Raw genomic sequence first — 20784 nt, 5'->3', positions numbered from 1 at the left:
TTCAAACGGCCGGCTTCAATCGACCGATGACGCTGGCCACCTTGGCCGTGATCATGTCGACCGCGGGGCCATTGGCGCCGTGCGGCAAAATGACGTCGGCATTGCGCTTGGTTGGTTCGATGAATTGCTTGTGCATCGGGCGCACGGTTTCCAGGTATTGCTCGATGACGCTTTCCACCGAACGGCCACGTTCCGTGATATCGCGTTGCATGCGGCGGATGAAGCGCACGTCGGAGGCCGTGTCGACAAAGATCTTCAGCGACATCATGTCGCGCAAGTCTTCGTCATACAGGGCAAACAGGCCTTCGATGACGATCACCGGCGCCGGCTTGACCAAGATGGTCCTGTCGGAGCGGTTGTGCAGCGTGAAGTCGTACTCGGGCATCTCGATCGATTCGCCATTGCGCAAGGCCTGGATGTGCTGCACCAGCAATGGCCACTCGAACGCCTGCGGATGGTCGTAATTCTGCTGCCTGCGCACTTCAGGGGAGAGATGGGTTTGGTCGCAGTAGTAATCGTCCTGCATCACGACCGAGACCATGTCGGCGCCGAACGACGCCAGCACTTGTTGGGATACGGTGGACTTGCCACTGCCGCTTCCGCCAGCGACACCAATAACAAACGGTTGGAAGGAAATAGTATTCATGCCGAATGATACCGGAAACATGAGCGGTCCGACAGGGAGCGGCTGCAACGCCGGGCCTGTCACGCGCCATGCATCAGTCGCGCATACAGCTCGGCCACCCGCTCTGCCGTGATGCCGTCGCGCTGTTCCACGGCCAGCGGGTGATCCGTCGGTTCCAGCTCGATGGACGGACGTATGCCATCGTCGCGCAGGTGCACGCGGGTTTTCAGGTTCAGGGTGTCCGGATACACGGGAAGCTGCGTGCTGAGCCAGCCGAAGAAAGGGCCGATGTGCGCCCGTTTGGCATCGTTGAAGCAGGCGTCCCAGGCGTCGAAGCTGTCTCCGCTCAGCGATATCCACACGCCCCAGCTGAACGGCTCGTCAAAGCCATGCACGGGGATGTCGATGGTGGCGCGCACGAAGCAGTGCGCTTCGTCGACGATGCAGGCGTCGCTGTCGAGCTGGCAGCGTGCTGCGCGTTCGGCGGGCGTCATCTGCTCGTACAGCCACGGCGCATCGGCGCCGAAGCTGGGCATGCCCGTATGGGTCTCGCCGCAGGAGCGGCACAGGAAGAAAAAAGTCATGTGGGAGGTACGCTTGGTCGAATTGTTTGTGGTGTTGCATGCAAAAAGTTACGTGGGGAAACTGTGCGCTTGGCATTCTGGCAAGATGATATTCTAAACAAGCCCAAGATGCACAGACGGGACGCATCGCGCCACGGGCATTGCATGCCTGGCCTCTTTCAGTATCGATGGACTATTTACCTGGAATGAACAATGAACGAAGAAAAATTTTGGCAGCTGATAGAGCAAATCGACCGTGAAGCCCTGCAAGACGGCGACGCCGATGCTGCGGTGGAACCATTGACGGAAGCCCTCGCCGAGTTGCCGGTCAAGGACATCAAGGGCTTCGAAGAGTGCCTGGCGCAGGCACTGTACCAGCTTGATGGCAAGGTGTTTGCGGAGCAGGCCGGTGATTCAGGGAAGTCGGATGACAGTTTCCTGTATGCGCGCTGTTTCGTCGTCGGCTCGGGCAAGGCCACGTATGACAGCGTTCTGGCCGACCCCACACTGATGCCCGATCAAACGGACGCGTGGCTGGGGGAACTGCTGAGCGTCGCTCCCGAGGCCTGGTCCGAGAAGACAGGGCGTGACACCGATGAATGGGATTTTACCGCCAGCGTCGATTATGAAACCGGAAGCAATTCCGCCGCCTGGCCTGGCTAGGGCGGCAATGGACGCCATCGCCGCAAGCAGGGCGCATATCCAGTTGGCCGAAGGCGATGCCGGGCACTGGGAGGCGCACATGGCGGCGGCTGAAGCCGTGTTGCGCAGCGCCTTGCAAGCGGCCCGGCAAGACACGGCCCTGATCACCTGCCTGGGCGCCGTGCTGTGCGACCAGGGCAAGTACAGGGACGCCGTCAACGTACTGGAAACAGCGCTCAAGCTGGGCTCGACGGACAGCCATACCCATTACAACCTGGGGGTGGCCCTGGCGGGACTGGCAAAGCCGCGCAAGGCCATCGCGCAATTTGGCAAGGCGCAGGGTCTTGCCGCTTCCAGCCTGACCTGGACCGCCTATTTCGACCCGCAGGCCCAATAGGCGCGTGCCCTGAAAACTATTCGAACTGCTTGCGGAATGCCTCGAACTGCGCCGCCAGGCCATCGAAGTCGCTGCGCAATTGCAGCACTTCCTGTTCCAGCTGGGCCACCCTGCTGCCCTGCTGCGGCGCGCTGACGGCGCCAGCGAAACCGGCCGCCGTCTCGATCTGCGCCAGCGCCTCTTCGCCGCCCAGCAGATGGCCGTAGCGCGGTTCCTTGGCGCCGGGCGCGACGGCCAGCTTGGCCACCAGCGGCGGGTATTTGTCGATCAAGAATTGCAGACCGGCCTCCACTTCCGCCACGGACTTGAATTCATGTACCCTGCCGCTGCGGCTGCGGATCTCGCCTGCCGTCTGCAAGCCGCGCAGCATCAAGATCGTCAGGATGGCCAATTTATCCTGTTCCAGCGACCACTTGATGCGCATGCGGTGTTCGTACTTGGCGACGCGTGCACCCGCCTGCGTGATGCCGTTGACGAATTTGCGCTGCATCAAACGCTGCAACACGTCGTAGACGGTTTCTTCGGACAGGGCCATGACGGGGTCGCGGCTGGACAGCTGGTTGCAGCCGTTCGTCAGCGCGTTCAGCGACAGCGGGTAGCTGTCCGGCGTCAGCGCTTCCTTTTCGGCCAGCACGGCCAGCACGCGGATCTCGAAGGGGTCGAGCAGATTCGGATTGTCGCTGCTTTTCTCTGCTGCGTTTGCGTCTGTAGTCATGCCTGTATCCTTAATCAACCAGCTTGTTCATTTGCTCGGAATCAAATTTATCACACTCGGGCACGCCCTGGCAGCAGATGCCTGCCGCCTTCAGGGTGGCAAGGATGGTCTCGATGCGCTGTTCCTGCGCCACGGCGTGCGTGATCAAGCCTTGCAGGGCTTTCGACAGGGGATCGTCGCCGTTGGGCGTGACGCCATACGCGGCGAACAAATGGGCCGTGCTGCCCTCGCGCAGGGCGCTGACATCCTTTTGCACGATGTGCGCGGGGTTGCCGACGGCCGTGGCGCCGGACGGCACGGGTTTCAGCAGCACGGCGTTCGAGCCCACCTTGGCGTACTCGCCCACCGTGAAGCTGCCCAGCACCTGCGCGCCGGCGCCGACGATGACGCCCCGTTCCAGGGTCGGATGGCGTTTGCTGCCGCTGTGCAGCGAGGTGCCGCCCAGGGTCACGCCCTGGTAGATGGTGCAATCGTCGCCGACGACGGCCGTCTCGCCGATCACCACGCCGAAACCATGGTCGATGAAGACGCGCCGGCCGATGACGGCGCCCGGATGGATCTCGATGCCCGTGATGATGCGGCCGATATACGAAATGAAGCGCCCTACCCACTTCATGTGCCGCGTCCAGCACCAGTGCGCCCAGCCGTGCATGACGATGGCGTGCAAGCCCGGATAACAGGTCAGCACCTCCCAGCCATTGCGGGCGGCGGGGTCACGTTCAATGATGCTGTTGATATCTTCGCGCAGGTGGTGGAACATAATGACAATGAATAAGGTGGAACGCAAATGGTAGCGTATTCGGCGGGGGAATGCTGGAGGGGAAAGCAAATCGGCCGCCAGCACCAGGGCGGCGGCCGATCATGGAAGCGCTACAAAACGTTCAGGACGTTCTTAAGCTTCCAAAGCAATCCGCTGGCGGCGGGCTTCGTACAGACAGACGCCGGAAGCGACCGACACGTTCAAGCTCTCGACGGAGCCGAACATCGGAATGCTGACGAGGATATCGCAGGTGTCGCGCGTCAAACGGCGCATGCCTTCGCCTTCGGAACCCATGACGAGGGCCGTCGGGCCCGTGAAATCGGCTTCGTACAAGCCTTTTTCGCCGTCGTCCGACGTACCGATCAGCCAGATGCCGCGTTCCTTGAGTTCACGCATGGTACGCGCCAGATTCGTCACGGTGATGTACGGAACGGTTTCGGCGGCGCCGCTGGCGACCTTGGCGGCCGTGGCGTTCAGGCCCACGGCGCGGTCCTTCGGCACGATGACGGCATGTGCGCCGACGCCGTCGGCCACGCGCAGGCAGGCGCCCAGGTTGTGCGGGTCGGTGATGCCGTCGAGAATCAACAGCAGCGGCGGGCCGTCGATAGCGTCCAGCAACTCATCGAGATTGCGCGCCAGCGACAGTTGCGAGGCAAACGCGATCACGCCCTGGTGGCGGCGCGTGCCGACGATCTTGTCCAGACGCGACGAGTCGACAGGCATGACGCGCACGTTGGCAGCCTTGGCGGCGGCGATCATATCCTTCATGCGGCCGTCGACGCGGCTGGCATCGACAAAAATTTCTTCCACGGACGACGCTTCATGACGCAGACGCGAGGTGACGGCGTGGAAGCCGAAAATCATTTTATTCTTCATTATTTATCGTTTCTTCTTGCTTGTTTTTGATACAGATACAGTTTTTGCTGCTCGTGGTGCCGCCGCAGCGGGTGCCGCGGCTGGTTTCTTGCTGCGTTTCGGCGCGGCGGCCTTGGGCGCCGCCGCCTTCGGGGTTTCCTTCAGCGCGGCCTTGGCTGCAGGCTTGGCTTGCGCCTTGGCGCCGTTGGCACGGCCGCCGGAACCATTGCCGGGTTTGCCACCGTTGTTGACGCTGGTTTTGATCTCATGGCGCTGCTCGGTCGCTGGACCGGGCTTGACCATCGATTTCTTTTCGCCCTTGCGCTTGCCGCTGCCGTTCGGCTTGGCTGGCGCTTCTTCGCCCGCCAGTTCCGCATCGGTGACCAGGCGCAGGTCGATCTTGCGCGTTTCCAGGTCGACACGCGCCACTTGCACCGTCAGACGGTCGGTCAATTGATAACGCTTGCCCGTGCGTTCGCCGCGCAATTCATGGCGCGCGTCGTCGTACTGGAAGTAATCGGTGCCCAGCTCGGTGACGTGCACCAGGCCTTCGACAAACAGGGTATCGAGTTGCACGAACACGCCAAACGTGGTCACGCCCGTGATGGTGCCGGTAAACTCTTCGCCCAGCTTGTCCTGCATGAAGTAGCACTTCAGCCAGGCTTCCACGTCGCGCGACGCTTCGTCGGCGCGGCGCTCGTTGGCCGAGCAATGCACGCCCAGCGCGTCCCAGATGGTCAAATCCGTCTTCTTCGGCTTGCCGTCGGCCTTGTCCTTCGCCTGCTGCTTGCGCGTGGCGTTCGACACGTTCGTGTTCAGCACGGTCTTTTCGGACAGCTTCGGCTCGTATTTCTTGCCTTGCAGAATGGCCTTGATGGCGCGGTGCGTCAGCAGGTCGGGATAGCGGCGGATCGGGCTGGTGAAGTGGGCATACGCCTCGTAGGCCAGACCGAAGTGGCCGATATTGTCCGGGCTGTAGACGGCTTGCTGCATCGAGCGCAGCAGCATCGTTTGCAGCAGGGCCGCGTCGGGACGCGCCTTGATCTGCTGCATCAGGGTCTGGTAATCGGATGCCGATGGCGTGTCGCCGCCCGTCAGGTTCAGGCCCACTTGCTTGAGGAAGGTGCGCACTTGCGTGAGCTTTTCCTTGGTCGGGCTGGCATGGATGCGGTAGGTGCCTGGATGCTTGTTGCGCAGCAACAAATCGGCCGCGCAAACGTTGGCCGCCAGCATGCACTCTTCGATGATCTTGTGCGCTTCGTTGCGCGTGCGGGGGATGATCTTTTCGATCTTGCCGGCGCTATTGCAGACGATATACGTTTCCGTCGTCTCGAAATCGATGGCGCCCCGCTCCGTGCGTGCTTTCAGCAAGGCGCGGTAGACGGCTTCCAGGTTCTGCAGGTGCGGCAGGATGTCCGCGCGGCGTGCCGCTTCAGGTCCCTTGGTATTGCCCAGCACGGCAGCGACTTCGTCGTAGGTCAGGCGCGCGGCCGAATGGATGACAGCCGGATAGAACTGGTACGCCTTCAGCTCGCCCTTGTCGCTGACGACGGCGTCGCACACGAGGGTCAAACGGTCGACGGCCGGGTTCAGCGAGCACAGGCCATTCGACAGCTTTTCCGGCAGCATCGGGATGACGCGGCGCGGGAAGTAGACGGACGTGCTGCGCTCCAACGCGTCGATATCGAGCGCGTCGTTCGGTTTCACGTAATGGCTGACGTCGGCAATCGCCACGATCAGGCGGAAGCAGTTGGCGCGGCCGATCTTGACGGGTTCGCAATACACGGCATCGTCGAAATCGCGCGCATCCTCGCCATCGATGGTTACCAAAGGCACGTCGCGCAGGTCGACGCGGTCTTTCAGGTCGGCGGCGCGCACTTCGAATGGCAGCTTTTCAGCTTGTTTGAGGGCGGCGGCGGAAAAGACGTGCGGCACGTTGAATTTACGCACGGCAATCTCGATTTCCATGCCGGGATCGTCAAGCGCACCGAGCACTTCGACGATCTTGCCGACCGGCTGCTTGAAGCGCATCGGTTGCTCGGTCAGCTCGACGCTGACGATCTGGCCCGCTTTCGCCTTGCCCACCGAACCGGTGACCAAAATGTCCTGGCCGATGCGCTGGTCTTCCGGCGCCACGACCCAGGTACCGTTTTCCTGGATCAGGCGGCCGATGACGTGGGTATTGGCGCGGTAGGTGACTTCGACGATCGTGCCTTCCGGACGACCGCGGCGGTCCGTGCCGACGATGCGGGCCATGACCTTGTCGCCATGCAGTACTTTCTGCATTTCTTTCTCAGGCAGGAACAGGTCGGCGCTGGCGTCGTCGGGAATGACAAAGCCGAAACCGTCGCGGTGGCTGGTGACGCGACCGGCGACAAGCGCGCTCTGGTCGGCCAGGCTGAAAACACCGCTGGCGTCAGACTTGAGCTGGCCGTCGCGCTCCATCGCCTTCAGGCGACGGACCAGGACATCCATGGAATCGGCATGCACTTGCAGCGTTTTCCCGAGAGACTGCGGGTCGAGAGGCGCGCTGACGCTGCGGAATATGCCGAGAATGTCCTCCCGGCTGGGGATGGTGTGGGTATTTTGGCTCAAAAGTATTTCTATAGTTGTTATTGACAGTGATCAAACGGAAGACAAAGACCGATGACATCACCGTCAATATTGACACGGTGATGTCCGGTAGTGTACCGGAGGACGCCTTGGTTTGCCTAACGGACAGCGTAGCGGAAACCGAACAAGTGCCCCGCCGATGAAAAAAAGGAGAAAAGCTGCGCAATGCATTTGACTTCGGCAAATATTGCTCTATAATCTTGGTCTCTTGCAGCGACAAACCTTCACGGGAATGCAGTTGCAGGAAAGCGGTACAGGGTTGATGTGCAGTATGGAGCGAAAGCTCATCTGGCGCAAAACTCTTCAAGTCGCTATAATAGCAGAATTGTTGTGAAGTTATTTTTCAACAAGTACTCGAGCAGTAAAAGTAATAAGTCACAGCAGCATCAGTGCCCACGTGGCGGAATTGGTAGACGCGCATGGTTCAGGTCCATGTGCCTTCGGGTGTAGGGGTTCGAGTCCCTTCGTGGGCACCATTACCTAATTCGCAAAAAAGCCGCAAACTTTCACGAGTTTGCGGCTTTTTTCATTTCCGAAACGAAAATCCCCCCCCCACGCCGCAGTCGCCACGCACCCGCCAGGCGATGACATTCACTCCCCGCACTCCAGCGAACGCCATGCGTCATCAAAAACGCTGAAAAAAGAGGCAGATTCAGCCTTTTTTCATAGGGAAAAGCCCTTTTCAGGCGAAAAAACATGTTTCTTGCAGAAAAGTGCAAAATGTTGATTGACCGAATGCGCGCCAGCCCTTATGATTTTGTCCTCGCTGCAGAACATGCAGCGACAAGCAGCAAGCAGTAACAATGCCCACGTGGCGGAATTGGTAGACGCGCATGGTTCAGGTCCATGTGCCTTCGGGTGTAGGGGTTCGAGTCCCTTCGTGGGCACCACCAGCAACAAGTTGTTCATTGTTGTGATCCGCAGTAAAGTAGTCGATAGCAGTAAAAGCAGCACAATGCCCACGTGGCGGAATTGGTAGACGCGCATGGTTCAGGTCCATGTGCCTTCGGGTGTAGGGGTTCGAGTCCCTTCGTGGGCACCACCAGCAACGAGTCGTTTTCGTTGTAATCCGCAGTACAGTAGTGAGATATAGCAGTAGCAGCATCAGTGCCCACGTGGCGGAATTGGTAGACGCGCATGGTTCAGGTCCATGTGCCTTCGGGTGTAGGGGTTCGAGTCCCTTCGTGGGCACCATTACCTAATTCGCAAAAAAGCCGCAAACTTTCACGAGTTTGCGGCTTTTTTCATTCCAGAATGATTCCAGAATGCCGCATCCCTGCGGCACCCTCCCCTTATTTGGCCAGCGCCGCCTTCACGGCGTCATGCAGACTCGTCGTCGGACGGCCAATCAGCGCGCTCAATTGCTTGCCATGGTCTTCCAGGCCGCCCTTGGCCGCGCCCGCATCGGAATCGGCCAGCAAGTCGGCAAAGCCTTCCGGCACGCCCACGCCCACCAGCGCCGCCTTGAAGTCCGCCTGCGGCATATCCTTGTACGCGATCGCCTTGCCCGACTGGCGCGCCACTTCGGCCGCATATTCCGCCAGGGTAAAGCCTTGGTCGCCCGCCAGTTCATAGATGGCTTGCGGCTGGGCCGCCGTCAGCACGGCAGCGGCGGCCGCCGCATAGTCGAGACGCGCGGCCGACGAGAAACGCCCGTTTTGCGCCGCGCCCAGCACGACGCCATGCTCGAGCACGGGCGCCAGGTGTTCCGTATGGTTTTCCAGGTACCAGCCGTTGCGCAGGAAAGTGTATGGCAGGCCGGATGCGCGGATGGCCGCTTCCGTGACGACGTGCTCGGCGGCCAGGCCCAGCGGAGACGTGTCGGCGCGCAAGACGCTGGTATAGGCCAGCAGGGCCACGCCGGCGCGCCTGGCCGCATCGATGACGTTCTGGTGCTGCTGCGCGCGCTGGCCCACTTCGCTCGACGAGATCAGCAGGATTTTCGTTGCACCCTTGAACGCCGCATCGAGGCTGGCGCCATCGTTGTAATCGGCCTGGCGCACTTGCACGCCCAGTGCAGCCAGGCTGGCGGCCTTGGCCGGGTTGCGCACGGCGGCGATGATGTTGGCTGCAGGGACGGATTTGAGCAGGCTGGCAATGACGTGCTGGCCCAGGTTGCCTGTGGCGCCGGTGATGACGATCATGATTTCTCCTTGGTACGTGGGTGGTAAAACCCTATAATAGGACTATTACTTACTTATTGTAAGTACGTACCTTTTGGTAAGTATAAATAAAATCTCATTAACGAGGCCAACTATCATGTCCACAGACACTCCCGGCGCCAGCCTGCGCGCCGCCCTCGCCCGCCAAAACCAGGGCGCGCACCTGCTGGCGGCGGCCTGCCCGTCGCGCGCCGTGCTCAGCCACCTGACCAGCCGCTGGGCCGTGCTGGTGCTGGTACTGCTGCTGAGCGGCACGCGGCGCTTCAGCGAACTGCGCCGCGAAGTGGGCGGCGTCAGCGAAAAAATGCTGGCGCAAACCCTGGAAGCGCTGGCGGGCGACGGCTTCGTGCTGCGCCAGGCGTACCTGGTGATCCCGCCCAAGGTGGAGTACAGCCTCACGCCGCTGGGACGCGAGGCAGCCGAACGCCTGGCCGTGCTGGTCGACTGGATCGAGGATAATTATCCGCGCATCGAACAGGCACGCGCCGACCTGGAAGCGGCACCAGCAGCGCTAAATGCGGCTTGAACAGGTTGCTTTTAGTCATCAAGAATTATCGTTTACTCCTACTTGCCTTGATGTAATACTAGGCCCATGAAACGCGTAAGGGCGCGACACCATGAACCAGTTGATTTCTTCCATCACTGACCGGGCCAATGTGCTGCTGGTCAGCAATTCGCCGAACGATGTGCGCGAACTGCTGTATGTGCTGGACCGGCATAACCTGGGTACGGGGCTGGCGGGCGATATCGACGAAGGCGTGGAACTGGCGGCCGGCGGCACGGACCTGATCCTGCTCGACGCGGCCCTGGCGGGCACGAATATCGGCGCCACCTGCATGCGCCTGCGCAATGCGGGCGGACGCCACGGCGTGCCCCTGCTGCTGATGTCAGCCACCCCCAGCGCCGAAGAGCAAGGCCGCAGCGTGGGCGCCGGCGCTTCCGACTACATCAAGATGCCCTTCAATGCGCGCGACGTGGCGGAAAAAATCCTCATGGAACTGGCGCTGCACAAGGCCGAGGCGCCCGCGCCGCGCGCCGCCACGCCGCCGCGCCCCCTGCATCCGCAAACGCTGGAAGTCAATTACCACTCCATCCTGGCCGGTTCGCCCGACGCCGTGCTGCTGTTCGATATCGACAACCGCCTGCTGATCGATGCCAACCACCTGGCCGAAGAATTGTTCGGCATGCCGCTGGCCGAGCTGCTGCAAGGCGGCATGGAGCCGCTGTTCCCCAGGCACCAGGGCGATGGCCGCGCCTCGCCGCAACTGCTGGAAGAAAAGATCCGCGATACCTTGCAAGGCAAGATCGTCGTCTTCCGCGCCAGTTGCTGCCACCGCGACAGCCACCCGATCGCCTGCGAAATCCGCCTGATGCGCCTGTCCGTGCCCGGCCGCCAGCTGGTGCATGCGCGCATCATCGACTTGACCGAACGCAACCTCGCCGAAGCGATGCGCTCGGGCCAGAGCGCCCTGCTGGAAATGGTCGCCAAGGGCGCGCCGCTGATCCCCACCCTGAACCACTTGCTGCTGCTGATCGAAGGCCAGTCGCGCGGCGTACTGTGCTCCATCATGCTGCTCGACGACGACGGCATCCACATGCATAGCGCGGCCGGCCCCAGCCTGCCGGCCGAATACATGGCCCTGCTCGAAGGCGTGGCCATCGGCCCCGGCGTGGGCTCCTGCGGCACGGCCATGTTCCTGCGCGAACCGGTGGTCGTCACCGACATCATGCGCGATCCGCTGTGGGCGCCCTACCGCGAGCTGGCGGCGCCATTCGGCTTGCGCGCCTGCTGGTCGCGCCCCATCTTCGGCCAGGATGGCACCGTGCTCGGTTCCTTCGCCATGTACTACCGCGAAGTGCGCCAGCCCGACGCGCGCGACCTGGAGCTGATCGACACGGCCACCGACCTGGCCGGCATCGCGATTGGCCGCATGCGCCACGAACGCGAGCTGCAGCGCCACCGCGCCCACCTGGAAGAGCTGGTGGCCGAACGCACGGCGGCGCTGACCCAGGCCAAGGAACACTCGGAGCAGATGAACCTCGAATTGGCCGCCGCGCTGGAAAACCTGTCCATCACGCAAGAAGAACTGGTGCGCCGCGACAAGCTGGCCGCGCTGGGCGCGCTGGTGGCCGGCATCGCGCACGAACTCAATACGCCGATCGGCAACGGCCTGGTGGTGGCCACCACCATGGCCGAGCGCACGCGCGAAATCCAGGCCAGCTTCCTCGACGGCTTGCGCCGCTCCGAACTGGGCGCCTACCTGACCCAGGCCAGCGAGGCGGACGCCATCATGCTGCGCAACCTGCAGCGCGCCGCCGACCTGGTCTCGAGCTTCAAGCAGATCGCCGTCGACCGCGCCAGCTCGCAGCGCCGCCACTTCCTGCTGCGCCAGTTCATCGCCGAATTGATGCTGCCCATGTCGACGCCGCTCAAGGCCGCCGGCCTGAGCCTGACGCAGGACGTGCCCGAAGGCCTGGCCATGGACAGCTATCCGGGTCCGCTGGGCCAGGTCCTGAGCAACCTGCTGGAAAACTGCCTGCGCCACGCCTTCGAGGGCCGCAGCGGCGGCACCATCGCCATCGCCGCGCGCGGCAGCGACGACGGGCAGACGATCACCCTGTCCATCGCCGACACGGGCGTGGGCATCGCCGCCGATGACCTCGTGCATGTCTACGACCCCTTCTTCACGACCAAGCTCGGTTCCGGCGGGTCGGGCCTGGGCCTGCATGTGGCGCACAACATCGTCACGGGCGTGCTGGGCGGCCATATCCATGTTGCCAGCAGCACCGGCGACGGCAGCGGCACCACCTTCACCCTGCAGCTGCCCGCCGCCGCGCCGCAAGCGCCCGCCCCCTGACGGGCAAGCGCGCTACAATGCCAGCAAGCATTTCTTTCGGAGCACCCATGAAATACCTTATCGCCACTGCCCTGCTGGCAGTTTGCGCTGGCGCAATGGCCGGACCTGCCCCCTGGTACAAATGGCGCAGCAAGATCGACGGCACCCTGTCGTGCGCCCAATCGACCCTGGGATTTGGCTGGGAACTGGCCTCGGGACCGTACAAAGATAGCCGTTGCGAAAAACCGGCGCTTGTTAAATAATGGGGCCATGACCACACGGGGCACCGGCTTGAGAGCAAGCGATGGCAATGCGGCGTCGAAAGAGTATGGAACGATAAGAACGTATCTATTCAAACCGAGGAGACCACATGTTTACGAATCCCGAACAATTCGCAACGGCCACCAAGGCCCTGTTTGAATTCCAGCTGATGACCTTCAACACCCTCACTTCCAAGGCCGTGCAAGGCGTGGAACAGGTCTTGGCGCTGAACATGGCCACCGCCAAGTCCGGCATCGAGGATGGCCTGGCCGCCAGCAAGGAAATCAGCCAGGCCAAGGATCCGAAGGCCGCCATGGCCGCCGCCGCCGCCCAGCTGCAACCTGGCGTGGCCGGCGCGAAAGCGTATAAACAGCAACTCGACGACATCATCAAGGAAATCCACACGGAATTCACGACGGCCGCCGAAGCCCATGTGGCCGAAGCGAAAAGCAATTTGAGCGCCCTGATCTACGACGTGACGAAAAACGTGCCGCCAGGCTCGGAAAACGCCGTCGCCATCGTCAAGGCCGCCATCGACAATGCCTTCCTCGGCTACGAACAAGTGACCAAGGCCACGAAACAGGCCGTGAAAACGGTGGAAGAGCAGATCGCCAAGGCCAGCGCACAAGTGGCGCAGGCCACGGAAAAGGCGACGGGCGGCGCCACCGCCGCGGCTGAAAAAGCGGCGCCTGCCGCCAAGCCGAAGGCTGCCAAGAAGTAATTTGACAAGAAGTCCGTTCGCAGCTATCGGGGCCTGATTCCTCAGGTCCCGATAGGTATGATCCGGTACACGCAGCGCCGCCCCCCTTCCAGCAGATATTCGCTGCGTTCCACCGTGCAATCGTCCCCCAATACCCGCTGAAAGATGGCCAGCTCGGCGCGGCAAAAATTCTGGCACGCCTTGGCGGCCGCACAGATCGGGCAATGGTTTTCCACCAGCAAGACACTGCCATCGTCCTGCGGTTCCGCATGGGCCATGTAACCTTCGCCATCGCGCGCCCGTGCCAGGCTGTCCACCCGTTGCGCCAGATCAAGCCCAGGGTCGACCAGCTTGCCGTAGGCGGCTTCGCTGCTGCGCTCGCGCGCGCCGATCAGTCTATCCAGCCCCTCGTCGCCGAACAGGGTTTTCACTTGCGCGATCAATTCCAGGGTCAGGTCGGCATGGCGGTCGGGAAAGCGCGCGTGGCCCGCTGGCGTCAGCTGCCAGCGCCGCGACGGGCGCCCCACCTTGTCGGCCACGTCCCCGCAAGCCACCAGGCCCTTGTCCTGCGCCGCTTCCAGCTGGCGCCGCGCGCCCATGGAGGTGATATCGAGCAAGGCCGCCAGTTGCTGCGCCGTCTGCGGCCCGCGCATCTTCAGCAAGAACAGCGTCTGCTCGGACGTATTCATGCCACCACCTCGGCATCGACGGCGCCGGCCAGCTGGCGGCGCCAGGCGGCCATGCGCCACGCGGCCCAGGCAGCAGAACAGGCGCCCGCGACGAGGATCAGCCGCGTATCGATCAGGGTCAGCACGGAGCCGCTGAGGGCGACGACGATGTTGGCGATGCAAAAGGTGGTGGCCAGCAAGCCCATCACGGCGCCCTGGCCGTGCGCGCTGAAGCGCTCGGCGCACCAGCCCTGGATCACCGTGTTGTACAGCGCATTCGGAATGCCGAACAGCACGATGGCGGCGATGCCCACCCAGATATTGCCCAGTGCCAAGATTCCCACTGCCAGCGCCACGCCGCACGCATACCAGCTGGCGCGCAGCAGCGGTGCATGGCGGCTGGGACCGCCCGCCAGTAGCGAGGTGATGGTCATCGTGCCGCACAGGCCCACATTCACCCAGGCAATCTCTTGCGCATGGTAATTGGCCGTCTCGACCAGCCACAGCGGATAGAACTCGTAAAAGCTGGCCACGCCGCAAGTCAGCGCCAGCTGCACGATGAACAGGGTGCGCAGCTCGTCATGACGCAGCAAATTGAGCGAATGGCGGTCGCGCGCCACTTGCCACCATGACGTTGTCAGCAGGGATGGCGTTTCGCGCGGCAAGCCCACGGCCACCAGCACGGCGACGAGCAGCAGGGCGGCGGCGGCGATCCAGAACGGCACCGTCACGCCCCAATGCAGGGTGGCGCCCGCCAGGATGGGCCCCACCAGCCAGCCCAGGTAAAACGCGCCATTCAGCCAGGACATGGCGCGCAGGCGCAGCGGCCCCGTCAGCTGGTCGGCCAGCATGGCGCGCGCCACGGCGCCGTTACCTTCCAGCAAACCGGTGATGAAACGGGCGACGATGAACAGGGGGTAGGACTGGATCACCAGCGCCCAGGCCGTGAAGGCGTGGCCGATGGCGGCGCCCACGGCCGTGCGCATCAGCAAGGGGCGGCGGCCATAGCGGTCCGACAGCGGCCCCAGCAAAGCCGAGCCGATCAGCAAGCCCAGCGGGTTGATGGTCAGCGCCAGGCCGAACAGCAGTTTCGATGGCAAGCCGAGGAAATTGTTAAAAGCATTCGGCGCCTCGGCCGCGAACAGGGGCGGCAGGATCGGGTACGGCAGGGAGGCGCCTATGGTCGACAGCAATGCCAGCAAACAGGCGGCGGAAATCAGGATGATGTTTTTCATGCGGGCTCGATGGAGATGGTCTGGCCAGACTACGTGAGCACTCCAAATAAGTAAACTAAAATGTTTATTAATTATGCGCATCATTGTCGCCGTGGGGCCAGCCGTGCGCGCCACCGCCTCGGCTATCATTGCCGCATGACTCACGTTGAACAGGGAAAACATGACACTGGCAGAAATTGAACAGCAACACGGCTTCACTTATCCTGCGCTGTACCGGCAGCTGGACCGCGACGGCATGCTGGCCGTGGGCGAATACGGCCCCGACTGGTACAAGCTGGTCTATCCCACCTTGACCGAGCGGCCCACCCTGCTGCTGCATGCGGACGATTTCGAGTTGCTGAGCGTCAAAGCCGCAGCGGCTGCCATGGAAGAACTGGCCGATCCCGACGATTACCGGCAGATCGATCCTGCCTTTCGCTTCATCCCGTTCGCGCAAACGGGCGCGGGCGACCACTACTGCTTTTTCGCGTCTGGCCAGCAAGACGGCGACATGCCCGTCGTGCTGCTGTGGCATGACCAGGATGAAGCCCAATACCTGGCAAAGAACCTGCAGGATTTCCTGTTTCACATGTTGTTGAACAGCATGGCCGACCAGGACACGTACAACGACGTCAGCGACGGGGAATTCAAGGAACAACTGGCAAACACCCTCGGCACGCATGCGCGCTACCTGACGGCGCGCCAGGCCGAAGTGATGCAAGCGCTGCTGGCCAGGGACATCATCGATTACGACGTGCTGTTGCCGAAGGGACGCAAGGAAGCGCACCGGGGCTTGCTGAGCGATACCGAACTGGCCGGCCTGCGCGCGGAACTGATTCCCTACGAAAAGTTCGACAGCTGTTTTGCCTACAGCACGGCTGGCTGAACATAAAATCGCTGGGCAAGCGGCGGCTGAAGGTTTAAACTGTATATAAACACAGTAAAACCGATCACCTTGCCCTATTGCACCCATGTTGAGAGTCCTGGAAAATCCCCTGTACTATCTGGATAATTTCCAGGACGTGCTGAGCTGGATCAGCGCGCGTTACGCCGATCTGCTGAGTGTTGAGGAAACGCAGTTCATCGCTGCATTCGGCGCACTGCCGCAGCCGTCGCGCGCCCTGTTCGTGCGCCTCGTCATGCGCAAGGGTTGCTTGTTTCGCGCAAGCAAGCTCAATTACCCGGAAATCGGCGACACGCGCGCGGCCGCCCTGCCCCTGCTGGCCACCGGCTGGGTGGCAGCCGATCCCGCCATTTCGCTCGATGAGCTGTTCGAGCTGCTGCTGAAAGCGGAAATCGCCCAGGCCTTCGACCTCGCCGCGCCCCTGAAGGCGGCGCGCAAGGCGGAACAATTGGATGCCTTGCGCGAACAGCATGTGAATGAGAAGCCGTTTTCCGCCTGGCATCCCGCCTCCGGCGACGTGCTGTACCGCCTCGGCCTGCAAGCCCTGTGCGACCGTTTGCGCCTGATTTACTTTGGCAACTATCACCAGGACTGGTCGGAATTCGTGCTGTCCGACCTGGGCGTGTACCAGTATGAAAAAGTGGAATTCTCGCCCGCTTCGCGCGGTTTTCGCACGCGCCAGGATATCGAGCACTATGAAGTGCTGCACCAGTGCCGCGAACGCTACAACGACAGTGCGCCGGCGGACGAAGTGCTGCAGGAACTGGCGGCGCTGCCCTTGTCGCAGGACAATACCTGGCTGGCCAGCCGGCGCGACAAGCTGCGCTTCCAGATCGCCCAGCACCTGGAAAAATGCCAGGACTGGCCGGCCGCCTACCGCGCCTACGCCGATTGCCGCTATCCGGGCGCGCGTGGCCGCGCCATCCGCGTGCTGGAAAAGGATGAGCAGCCGCAAGCGGCCTACGAGCGCCTGACGATCGCCCTGGCCGCGCCGGAAAGCGAAGCGGAACAACAATTACTTTTGCGCATGGCCCCCCGTTTGCGGCGCAAGCTGGGCCATGCGAAGCAGGCGGCCAGCGCGGCCGCAACAGTGGAGCGCATCGACCTGCTGCTGCCCTGCCCGGAACAGGCGTGCTACGTGGAAGGGGTGGTGCAGCAACACCTGATGCGGGATGACGCGCCCGTGTACTACGTGGAAAACACCCTGATCAACTCGCTGTTCGGCCTGCTGTGCTGGCCCGCCATCTTCAAGGCCATGCCGGGCGCCTTCTTCCACCCGTTCCACCGTGGTCCGGCCGACTTGCACAGCGCCGACTTTTACCAGCGCCGCAGCATCGACTTTGCCGCTTGCCTGGCGCAACTGGACGACGGCAGCTACCACGCCGCCATCCGCGCCACGCTTGCCGCCAAGCACGGTATCGTCTCGCCCTTCGTCAGCTGGGACGTGCTGGGCGACGGCTTGCTGGACCTGGCGCTGGCCTGCATCCCGGCCATCCACCTGAAGAAGGCGTTCGAGCGCATCTTGCTCGACATCAAAAGCAACCGCAGCGGCTTTCCCGATTTAATCCAGTTCTGGCCGACCGAACGGCGCTACCGCATGATCGAAGTCAAGGGGCCGGGCGACCGCCTGCAAGACAACCAGCTGCGCTGGATCGCGTATTGCGCCGAGCACGCCATGCCCGTCAGCGTGTGCTACCTGCAGTGGGAGGCGGCCGCATGAGCGTCAAGCGGTACACGATCGCCGTGCGCGCCCTGTGCGAATTCACGGCCAAGGCAGGCGACCTGGACTTGCGCTTCACCCCGTCCCCCACGGCGCAGGAAGGCATGGCCGGGCACGCCACCGTCACTGGCCGGCGCGACGACGATTACCAGCGAGAAATCAGCCTGTCCGGCGACTTCGGCCCCCTGCACGTGCGGGGCCGCGCCGACGGCTACGACCCGGCGCGGCGCCAGCTGGAAGAGATCAAGACTTACCGGGGCGAACTGGACGCCATGCCCGCCAACCACCGCCAGCTGCACTGGGCGCAGGCGCGCATCTACGGCCATTTGCTGTGCCAGCAGCTGAACCTGCCCATGCTGCGCGTGGCGCTCGTGTATTTCGATATCGCCAGCCAGAAGGAAACGGTCATGCACGAGGAGTGCACGGCCGAGGCGTTGCGCCTTTTCTTCGAACAGCATTGCGCCCTCTTCCTCGACTGGGCCGAGCAGGAACTGGCGCACCGCGCCAGCCGCGATGCACAGCTGACCAGGATGGCGTTTCCCCATGCCAACTTCCGCCCGGGGCAGCGCCAGCTGGCCGAAGCCATGTACAAGGCCAGCAGCCGTGGCTGCGGCTTGCTGGCGCAGGCGCCGACCGGCATCGGCAAGACGGTGGGCAGCCTGTTTCCCATGTTGAAGGCGACGGCTGCGCATAGCCTGGATAAACTGTTTTTCCTCGCCGCCAAGGTGCCGGGACGCCAGATGGCGCTCGATGCCTGCGCCATCCTCAAGGATAGCGCGCCCCTGCTGCCGCTGCGCGTGCTGGAACTGAGCGCCAAGAGCAGCGCCTGCGAACATCCTGACAAAGCCTGTCATGGCCAGTCGTGTCCGCTGGCCAAGGGTTTTTACAACCGCTTGCCGCTGGCGCGCGAGGTGGCGCTGGCCAGCGGTTTGATCCTGGACAAGGAAGCCGTGCGCGCCATCGCCTTGCAGCAAGGTATTTGCCCGTATTACCTGGGCATGGAGCTGGCCCGCTGGAGCGACGTCGTCATCGGCGACTACAATTATTACTTCGACCTCAGCGCGATGCTGTACAGCATGACCCTGGCCCACGACTGGAAAGTCAATGTGCTGGTCGACGAAGCGCACAATATGGTGTCGCGCGCGCGCAGCATGTATTCGGCCGAGCTGGCGCAGATCGACCTGAAAATGCTGCGCAAGTTCGCGCCGGAGGGCTTGAAAAAGCCGCTGGACCGCCTCTCGCGCCAGTGGACGGCCTTACTGAAAGAACAAGATGGCGATTACCACGTGCATGCGGCGTTGCCGGACAAATTCTTTGGCGCCCTGCAAGGCGTGGCGACGGCCATCGGCGACTACCTGGCCGAGCATGCGGCCGCGCTGGACGAGGACTTGCAGCGCTTTTACTTTGACGTGCTGCTGATCAACCGCCTGGCGGAAAGCTTTGGCGAGCATTCGCTGTTCGACGTCAGCAAGACGGACACCGGTTCCACCGTGTGCCTCCGCAACATCGTCCCGGCACCGTTTCTCAAGGAACGCTTCGCGGCCAGCCACAGCACGGCCCTGTTTTCCGCCACCCTGAGTCCGTGGAATTACTACAGCGACACTTTGGGCATGCCGGAAAACACGGCCTGGGTCGACGTGGAATCGCCGTTCCAGGCGGAGCAATTGTCCGTGCGCGTGGCCGACAGCATTTCCACGCGCTACCAGCACCGCGCCGCCTCGCTGCTGCCCATCGCCCAGCTGATGGCGAAGCAATACGCAGAAACGCCGGGCAATTACCTGGCCTTCTTCAGCAGCTTCGACTACATGGAAAAGACGGCCCACTTGTTCGCCCAGCATTACCCGGACGTGCCACTCTGGCAACAGCCGCGCCGCATGGACGACGCTGCCCGCGCACAATTTTTGGGCCGTTTCGGCCTGGACACGCGCGGCATCGGCTTTGCCGTGCTCGGCGGCGCGTTCGGCGAAGGCATCGACTTGCCCGGCGCGCGCCTGATCGGCGCCTTCATCGCCACCCTCGGTTTGCCGCAGATCAATCCCGTCAACGAACAGATCCGACAACGCATGGGCGACATCTTCGGCGCCGGCTACGACTACACGTACTTGTATCCGGGCATGCAAAAGGTGGTGCAGGCGGCAGGCAGGGTCATCCGCACGCAATCGGACAAGGGCGTCGTCTACCTGATCGACGACCGCTTTTCCCGTCCGGAAATCCGCCAGCTGCTGCCCACGTGGTGGGATGTGCAGCTAAGTACCCCCCAATAAATTATTGTGATTTCTGACTTCCATAACCGGCGCCCTGCAAGGTGGCCGACGAGGCTTGCCCGCTGCTAGCAGTGCTCGCACTGCGTCGCACCGGGCGCCTTGCATAGCATCCGGTTCTGTTCGTCATAATTTCACAATAATTTCCTGAGGATTACTTAGCCAACCATTAACCTCAGCTTCTGATACCCCGCCTTGCTCACGGGTATCCTCGTGTCATCGCGCAGGATGGCCACGTGGCTGTCTTTCGTTGCCGCCTCGATGCGGCGGATGCCGTCGATATTGAGCAGATACGAGCGGTGCACGCGCAGGAATTTGGCGGGGTCGAGCTGGGTTTCCAGCTCGCTCAGGCGCTGGCTTTTCAGGTAGGACTTGCCCTCGGAACGGATGCTGATGTAGTCATCCTGCGCCTCGATGTAATCGATGCGCGCGCTGGCGATGACGTGGACCTTGGCGCCGTCGCGTATCAGCACGCGGTCCAGTGGCGCGGCGCGCGTGGCCGCTTCGCGCGCCACCGTCAGCACCGTCTCGGGCGTGCTGCGGCTGGCGCGCGCATGGGCAAGCGCCTGGTCGAAGCGCTGTTCGCTGAACGGTTTCAGCAGGTAGTCCAGCGCATGGCATTCGAAGGCCTTCAAGGCGTACTGGTCATAGGCCGTGACAAAGATCAAGCGCGTCTTTGCGCCGATCAGTTCCGCCACTTCAAAACCGTCCAGGCGCGGCATCTGGATGTCGAGAAACACCAGTTCCGGTTCCAGCTCCGCGATGGCCTTGACGGCCTCGAAGCCGTTGGCGCACTCGGCCACGATGTCGATATCGTCGTGGCGCGCCAGGTATTCGCGCAACACGCTGCGCGCCAGCAACTCATCGTCAACGATGGCGACCCGCAT

General features: G+C 62.5%; 19 protein-coding genes and 4 tRNA genes. 13 read left to right on the top strand and 10 right to left on the bottom strand.

What is annotated here, in order from left to right; genetic code table 11:
• Window position 1 precedes the first annotated feature (1 nt).
• Together udk and O3299_RS02425 are read right to left on the bottom strand one after the other, a co-directional pair.
• A complete protein-coding gene (gene udk / locus O3299_RS02430; protein ID WP_305061409.1) occupies window positions 2-646 on the bottom strand; it encodes a uridine kinase in 645 nt (214 codons plus the stop codon).
• Window positions 647-705: 59 nt separating this feature from the next.
• Complete coding sequence (locus O3299_RS02425; RefSeq protein WP_305061408.1) at window positions 706-1209, bottom strand: DUF2199 domain-containing protein; 504 nt, start codon at window positions 1207-1209, stop codon at window positions 706-708.
• A 192-nt stretch (window positions 1210-1401) separates the two neighbouring features.
• Between O3299_RS02425 and O3299_RS02420 the strand changes: the two genes are divergently transcribed.
• Both O3299_RS02420 and O3299_RS02415 read left to right on the top strand, forming a co-directional pair.
• Window positions 1402-1851 (top strand): DUF4240 domain-containing protein, encoded by a 450-nt coding sequence (locus O3299_RS02420; RefSeq protein WP_305061407.1) that lies wholly within the window; start codon window positions 1402-1404, stop codon window positions 1849-1851.
• Window positions 1852-1858: 7 nt separating this feature from the next.
• A complete protein-coding gene (locus tag O3299_RS02415) occupies window positions 1859-2227 on the top strand; it encodes a tetratricopeptide repeat protein (RefSeq protein WP_305061406.1) in 369 nt (122 codons plus the stop codon).
• Window positions 2228-2243: 16 nt separating this feature from the next.
• On the opposite strand, the gene O3299_RS02410 is transcribed toward O3299_RS02415, so the two are convergent.
• From O3299_RS02410 to rnr, 4 genes are all read right to left on the bottom strand, one after another.
• On the bottom strand, window positions 2244-2942 hold the full coding sequence (locus O3299_RS02410; RefSeq protein ID WP_070260269.1) for a YceH family protein: 699 nt from the start codon (window positions 2940-2942) through the stop codon (window positions 2244-2246).
• 10 nt (window positions 2943-2952) lie between these two features.
• Window positions 2953-3702: a serine O-acetyltransferase gene (gene cysE / locus O3299_RS02405; RefSeq protein WP_099664693.1), complete on the bottom strand. Its 750-nt coding sequence runs from the start codon at window positions 3700-3702 to the stop codon at window positions 2953-2955.
• A 132-nt stretch (window positions 3703-3834) separates the two neighbouring features.
• Window positions 3835-4578 carry a 23S rRNA (guanosine(2251)-2'-O)-methyltransferase RlmB gene (gene rlmB, locus O3299_RS02400; RefSeq protein WP_034756912.1) on the bottom strand — a complete coding sequence of 248 codons (744 nt, stop codon included), beginning with the start codon at window positions 4576-4578 and terminating at the stop codon, window positions 3835-3837.
• A 3-nt stretch (window positions 4579-4581) separates the two neighbouring features.
• Entirely contained in the window at window positions 4582-7152 is a 2571-nt protein-coding gene (gene rnr / locus O3299_RS02395) for a ribonuclease R (RefSeq protein ID WP_289916005.1), read from the bottom strand.
• Between the two features lie 409 nt (window positions 7153-7561).
• Here rnr and O3299_RS02390 point away from each other — a divergent pair.
• From O3299_RS02390 to O3299_RS02375, 4 genes are all read left to right on the top strand, one after another.
• Window positions 7562-7646, top strand: a tRNA-Leu gene (locus O3299_RS02390).
• Window positions 7647-7975: 329 nt separating this feature from the next.
• Window positions 7976-8060: transfer RNA gene (locus O3299_RS02385), tRNA-Leu, on the top strand.
• 67 nt (window positions 8061-8127) lie between these two features.
• Window positions 8128-8212: transfer RNA gene (locus O3299_RS02380), tRNA-Leu, on the top strand.
• Between the two features lie 67 nt (window positions 8213-8279).
• Window positions 8280-8364: transfer RNA gene (locus O3299_RS02375), tRNA-Leu, on the top strand.
• 98 nt (window positions 8365-8462) lie between these two features.
• Here O3299_RS02375 and O3299_RS02370 read toward each other — a convergent pair.
• The gene (locus O3299_RS02370) at window positions 8463-9314 is read right to left on the bottom strand and encodes an SDR family oxidoreductase (protein ID WP_305061405.1); all 852 of its coding nucleotides are present in this window, start codon (window positions 9312-9314) and stop codon (window positions 8463-8465) included.
• Window positions 9315-9429: 115 nt separating this feature from the next.
• Here O3299_RS02370 and O3299_RS02365 point away from each other — a divergent pair, with 115 nt between their 5' ends.
• The 4 genes from O3299_RS02365 (at window position 9430) to phaP (ending at window position 13151) form a co-directional block, all read left to right on the top strand.
• Window positions 9430-9858 (top strand): helix-turn-helix domain-containing protein, encoded by a 429-nt coding sequence (locus O3299_RS02365; RefSeq protein WP_099664696.1) that lies wholly within the window; start codon window positions 9430-9432, stop codon window positions 9856-9858.
• 91 nt (window positions 9859-9949) lie between these two features.
• Window positions 9950-12190, top strand: a complete 2241-nt coding sequence (locus tag O3299_RS02360; RefSeq protein ID WP_251351788.1) for an ATP-binding protein — start codon at window positions 9950-9952, stop codon at window positions 12188-12190.
• 47 nt (window positions 12191-12237) lie between these two features.
• Entirely contained in the window at window positions 12238-12432 is a 195-nt protein-coding gene (locus O3299_RS02355; protein ID WP_099664698.1) for a hypothetical protein, read from the top strand.
• 107 nt (window positions 12433-12539) lie between these two features.
• Window positions 12540-13151, top strand: a complete 612-nt coding sequence (gene phaP / locus O3299_RS02350; RefSeq protein ID WP_077402186.1) for a TIGR01841 family phasin — start codon at window positions 12540-12542, stop codon at window positions 13149-13151.
• 41 nt (window positions 13152-13192) lie between these two features.
• Here phaP and O3299_RS02345 read toward each other — a convergent pair whose 3' ends face one another.
• Together O3299_RS02345 and O3299_RS02340 are read right to left on the bottom strand one after the other, a co-directional pair.
• The gene (locus tag O3299_RS02345) at window positions 13193-13819 is read right to left on the bottom strand and encodes a metalloregulator ArsR/SmtB family transcription factor (protein WP_289906636.1); all 627 of its coding nucleotides are present in this window, start codon (window positions 13817-13819) and stop codon (window positions 13193-13195) included.
• Window positions 13816-15033: an MFS transporter gene (locus O3299_RS02340; RefSeq protein ID WP_305061404.1), complete on the bottom strand. Its 1218-nt coding sequence runs from the start codon at window positions 15031-15033 to the stop codon at window positions 13816-13818. The genes O3299_RS02345 and O3299_RS02340 overlap by 4 nt, the downstream gene beginning before the upstream one ends.
• 160 nt (window positions 15034-15193) lie before the next feature.
• Here O3299_RS02340 and O3299_RS02335 point away from each other — a divergent pair, with 160 nt between their 5' ends.
• The 3 genes from O3299_RS02335 (at window position 15194) to O3299_RS02325 (ending at window position 19900) form a co-directional block, all read left to right on the top strand.
• Entirely contained in the window at window positions 15194-15898 is a 705-nt protein-coding gene (locus O3299_RS02335; protein WP_305061403.1) for an SMI1/KNR4 family protein, read from the top strand.
• Window positions 15899-15983: 85 nt separating this feature from the next.
• Window positions 15984-17636: a VRR-NUC domain-containing protein gene (locus tag O3299_RS02330; protein WP_305061402.1), complete on the top strand. Its 1653-nt coding sequence runs from the start codon at window positions 15984-15986 to the stop codon at window positions 17634-17636.
• Complete coding sequence (locus O3299_RS02325) at window positions 17633-19900, top strand: ATP-dependent DNA helicase (protein ID WP_305061401.1); 2268 nt, start codon at window positions 17633-17635, stop codon at window positions 19898-19900. Before O3299_RS02330 ends, O3299_RS02325 begins: the two co-directional genes overlap by 4 nt.
• A gap of 155 nt (window positions 19901-20055) precedes the next feature.
• Here the strand turns inward: O3299_RS02325 and O3299_RS02320 are convergent, their stop codons facing one another.
• Window positions 20056-20784, bottom strand: coding sequence for a LytTR family DNA-binding domain-containing protein (locus O3299_RS02320; protein WP_305053592.1), 729 nt, complete (start codon window positions 20782-20784; stop codon window positions 20056-20058).

The organism is Janthinobacterium sp. SUN176 (assembly GCF_030587335.1).
GTDB classification, from domain to species: Bacteria; Pseudomonadota; Gammaproteobacteria; order Burkholderiales; family Burkholderiaceae_D; genus Janthinobacterium; species Janthinobacterium kumbetense.
This window is presented reverse-complemented; position numbering and strand designations above follow the sequence as displayed.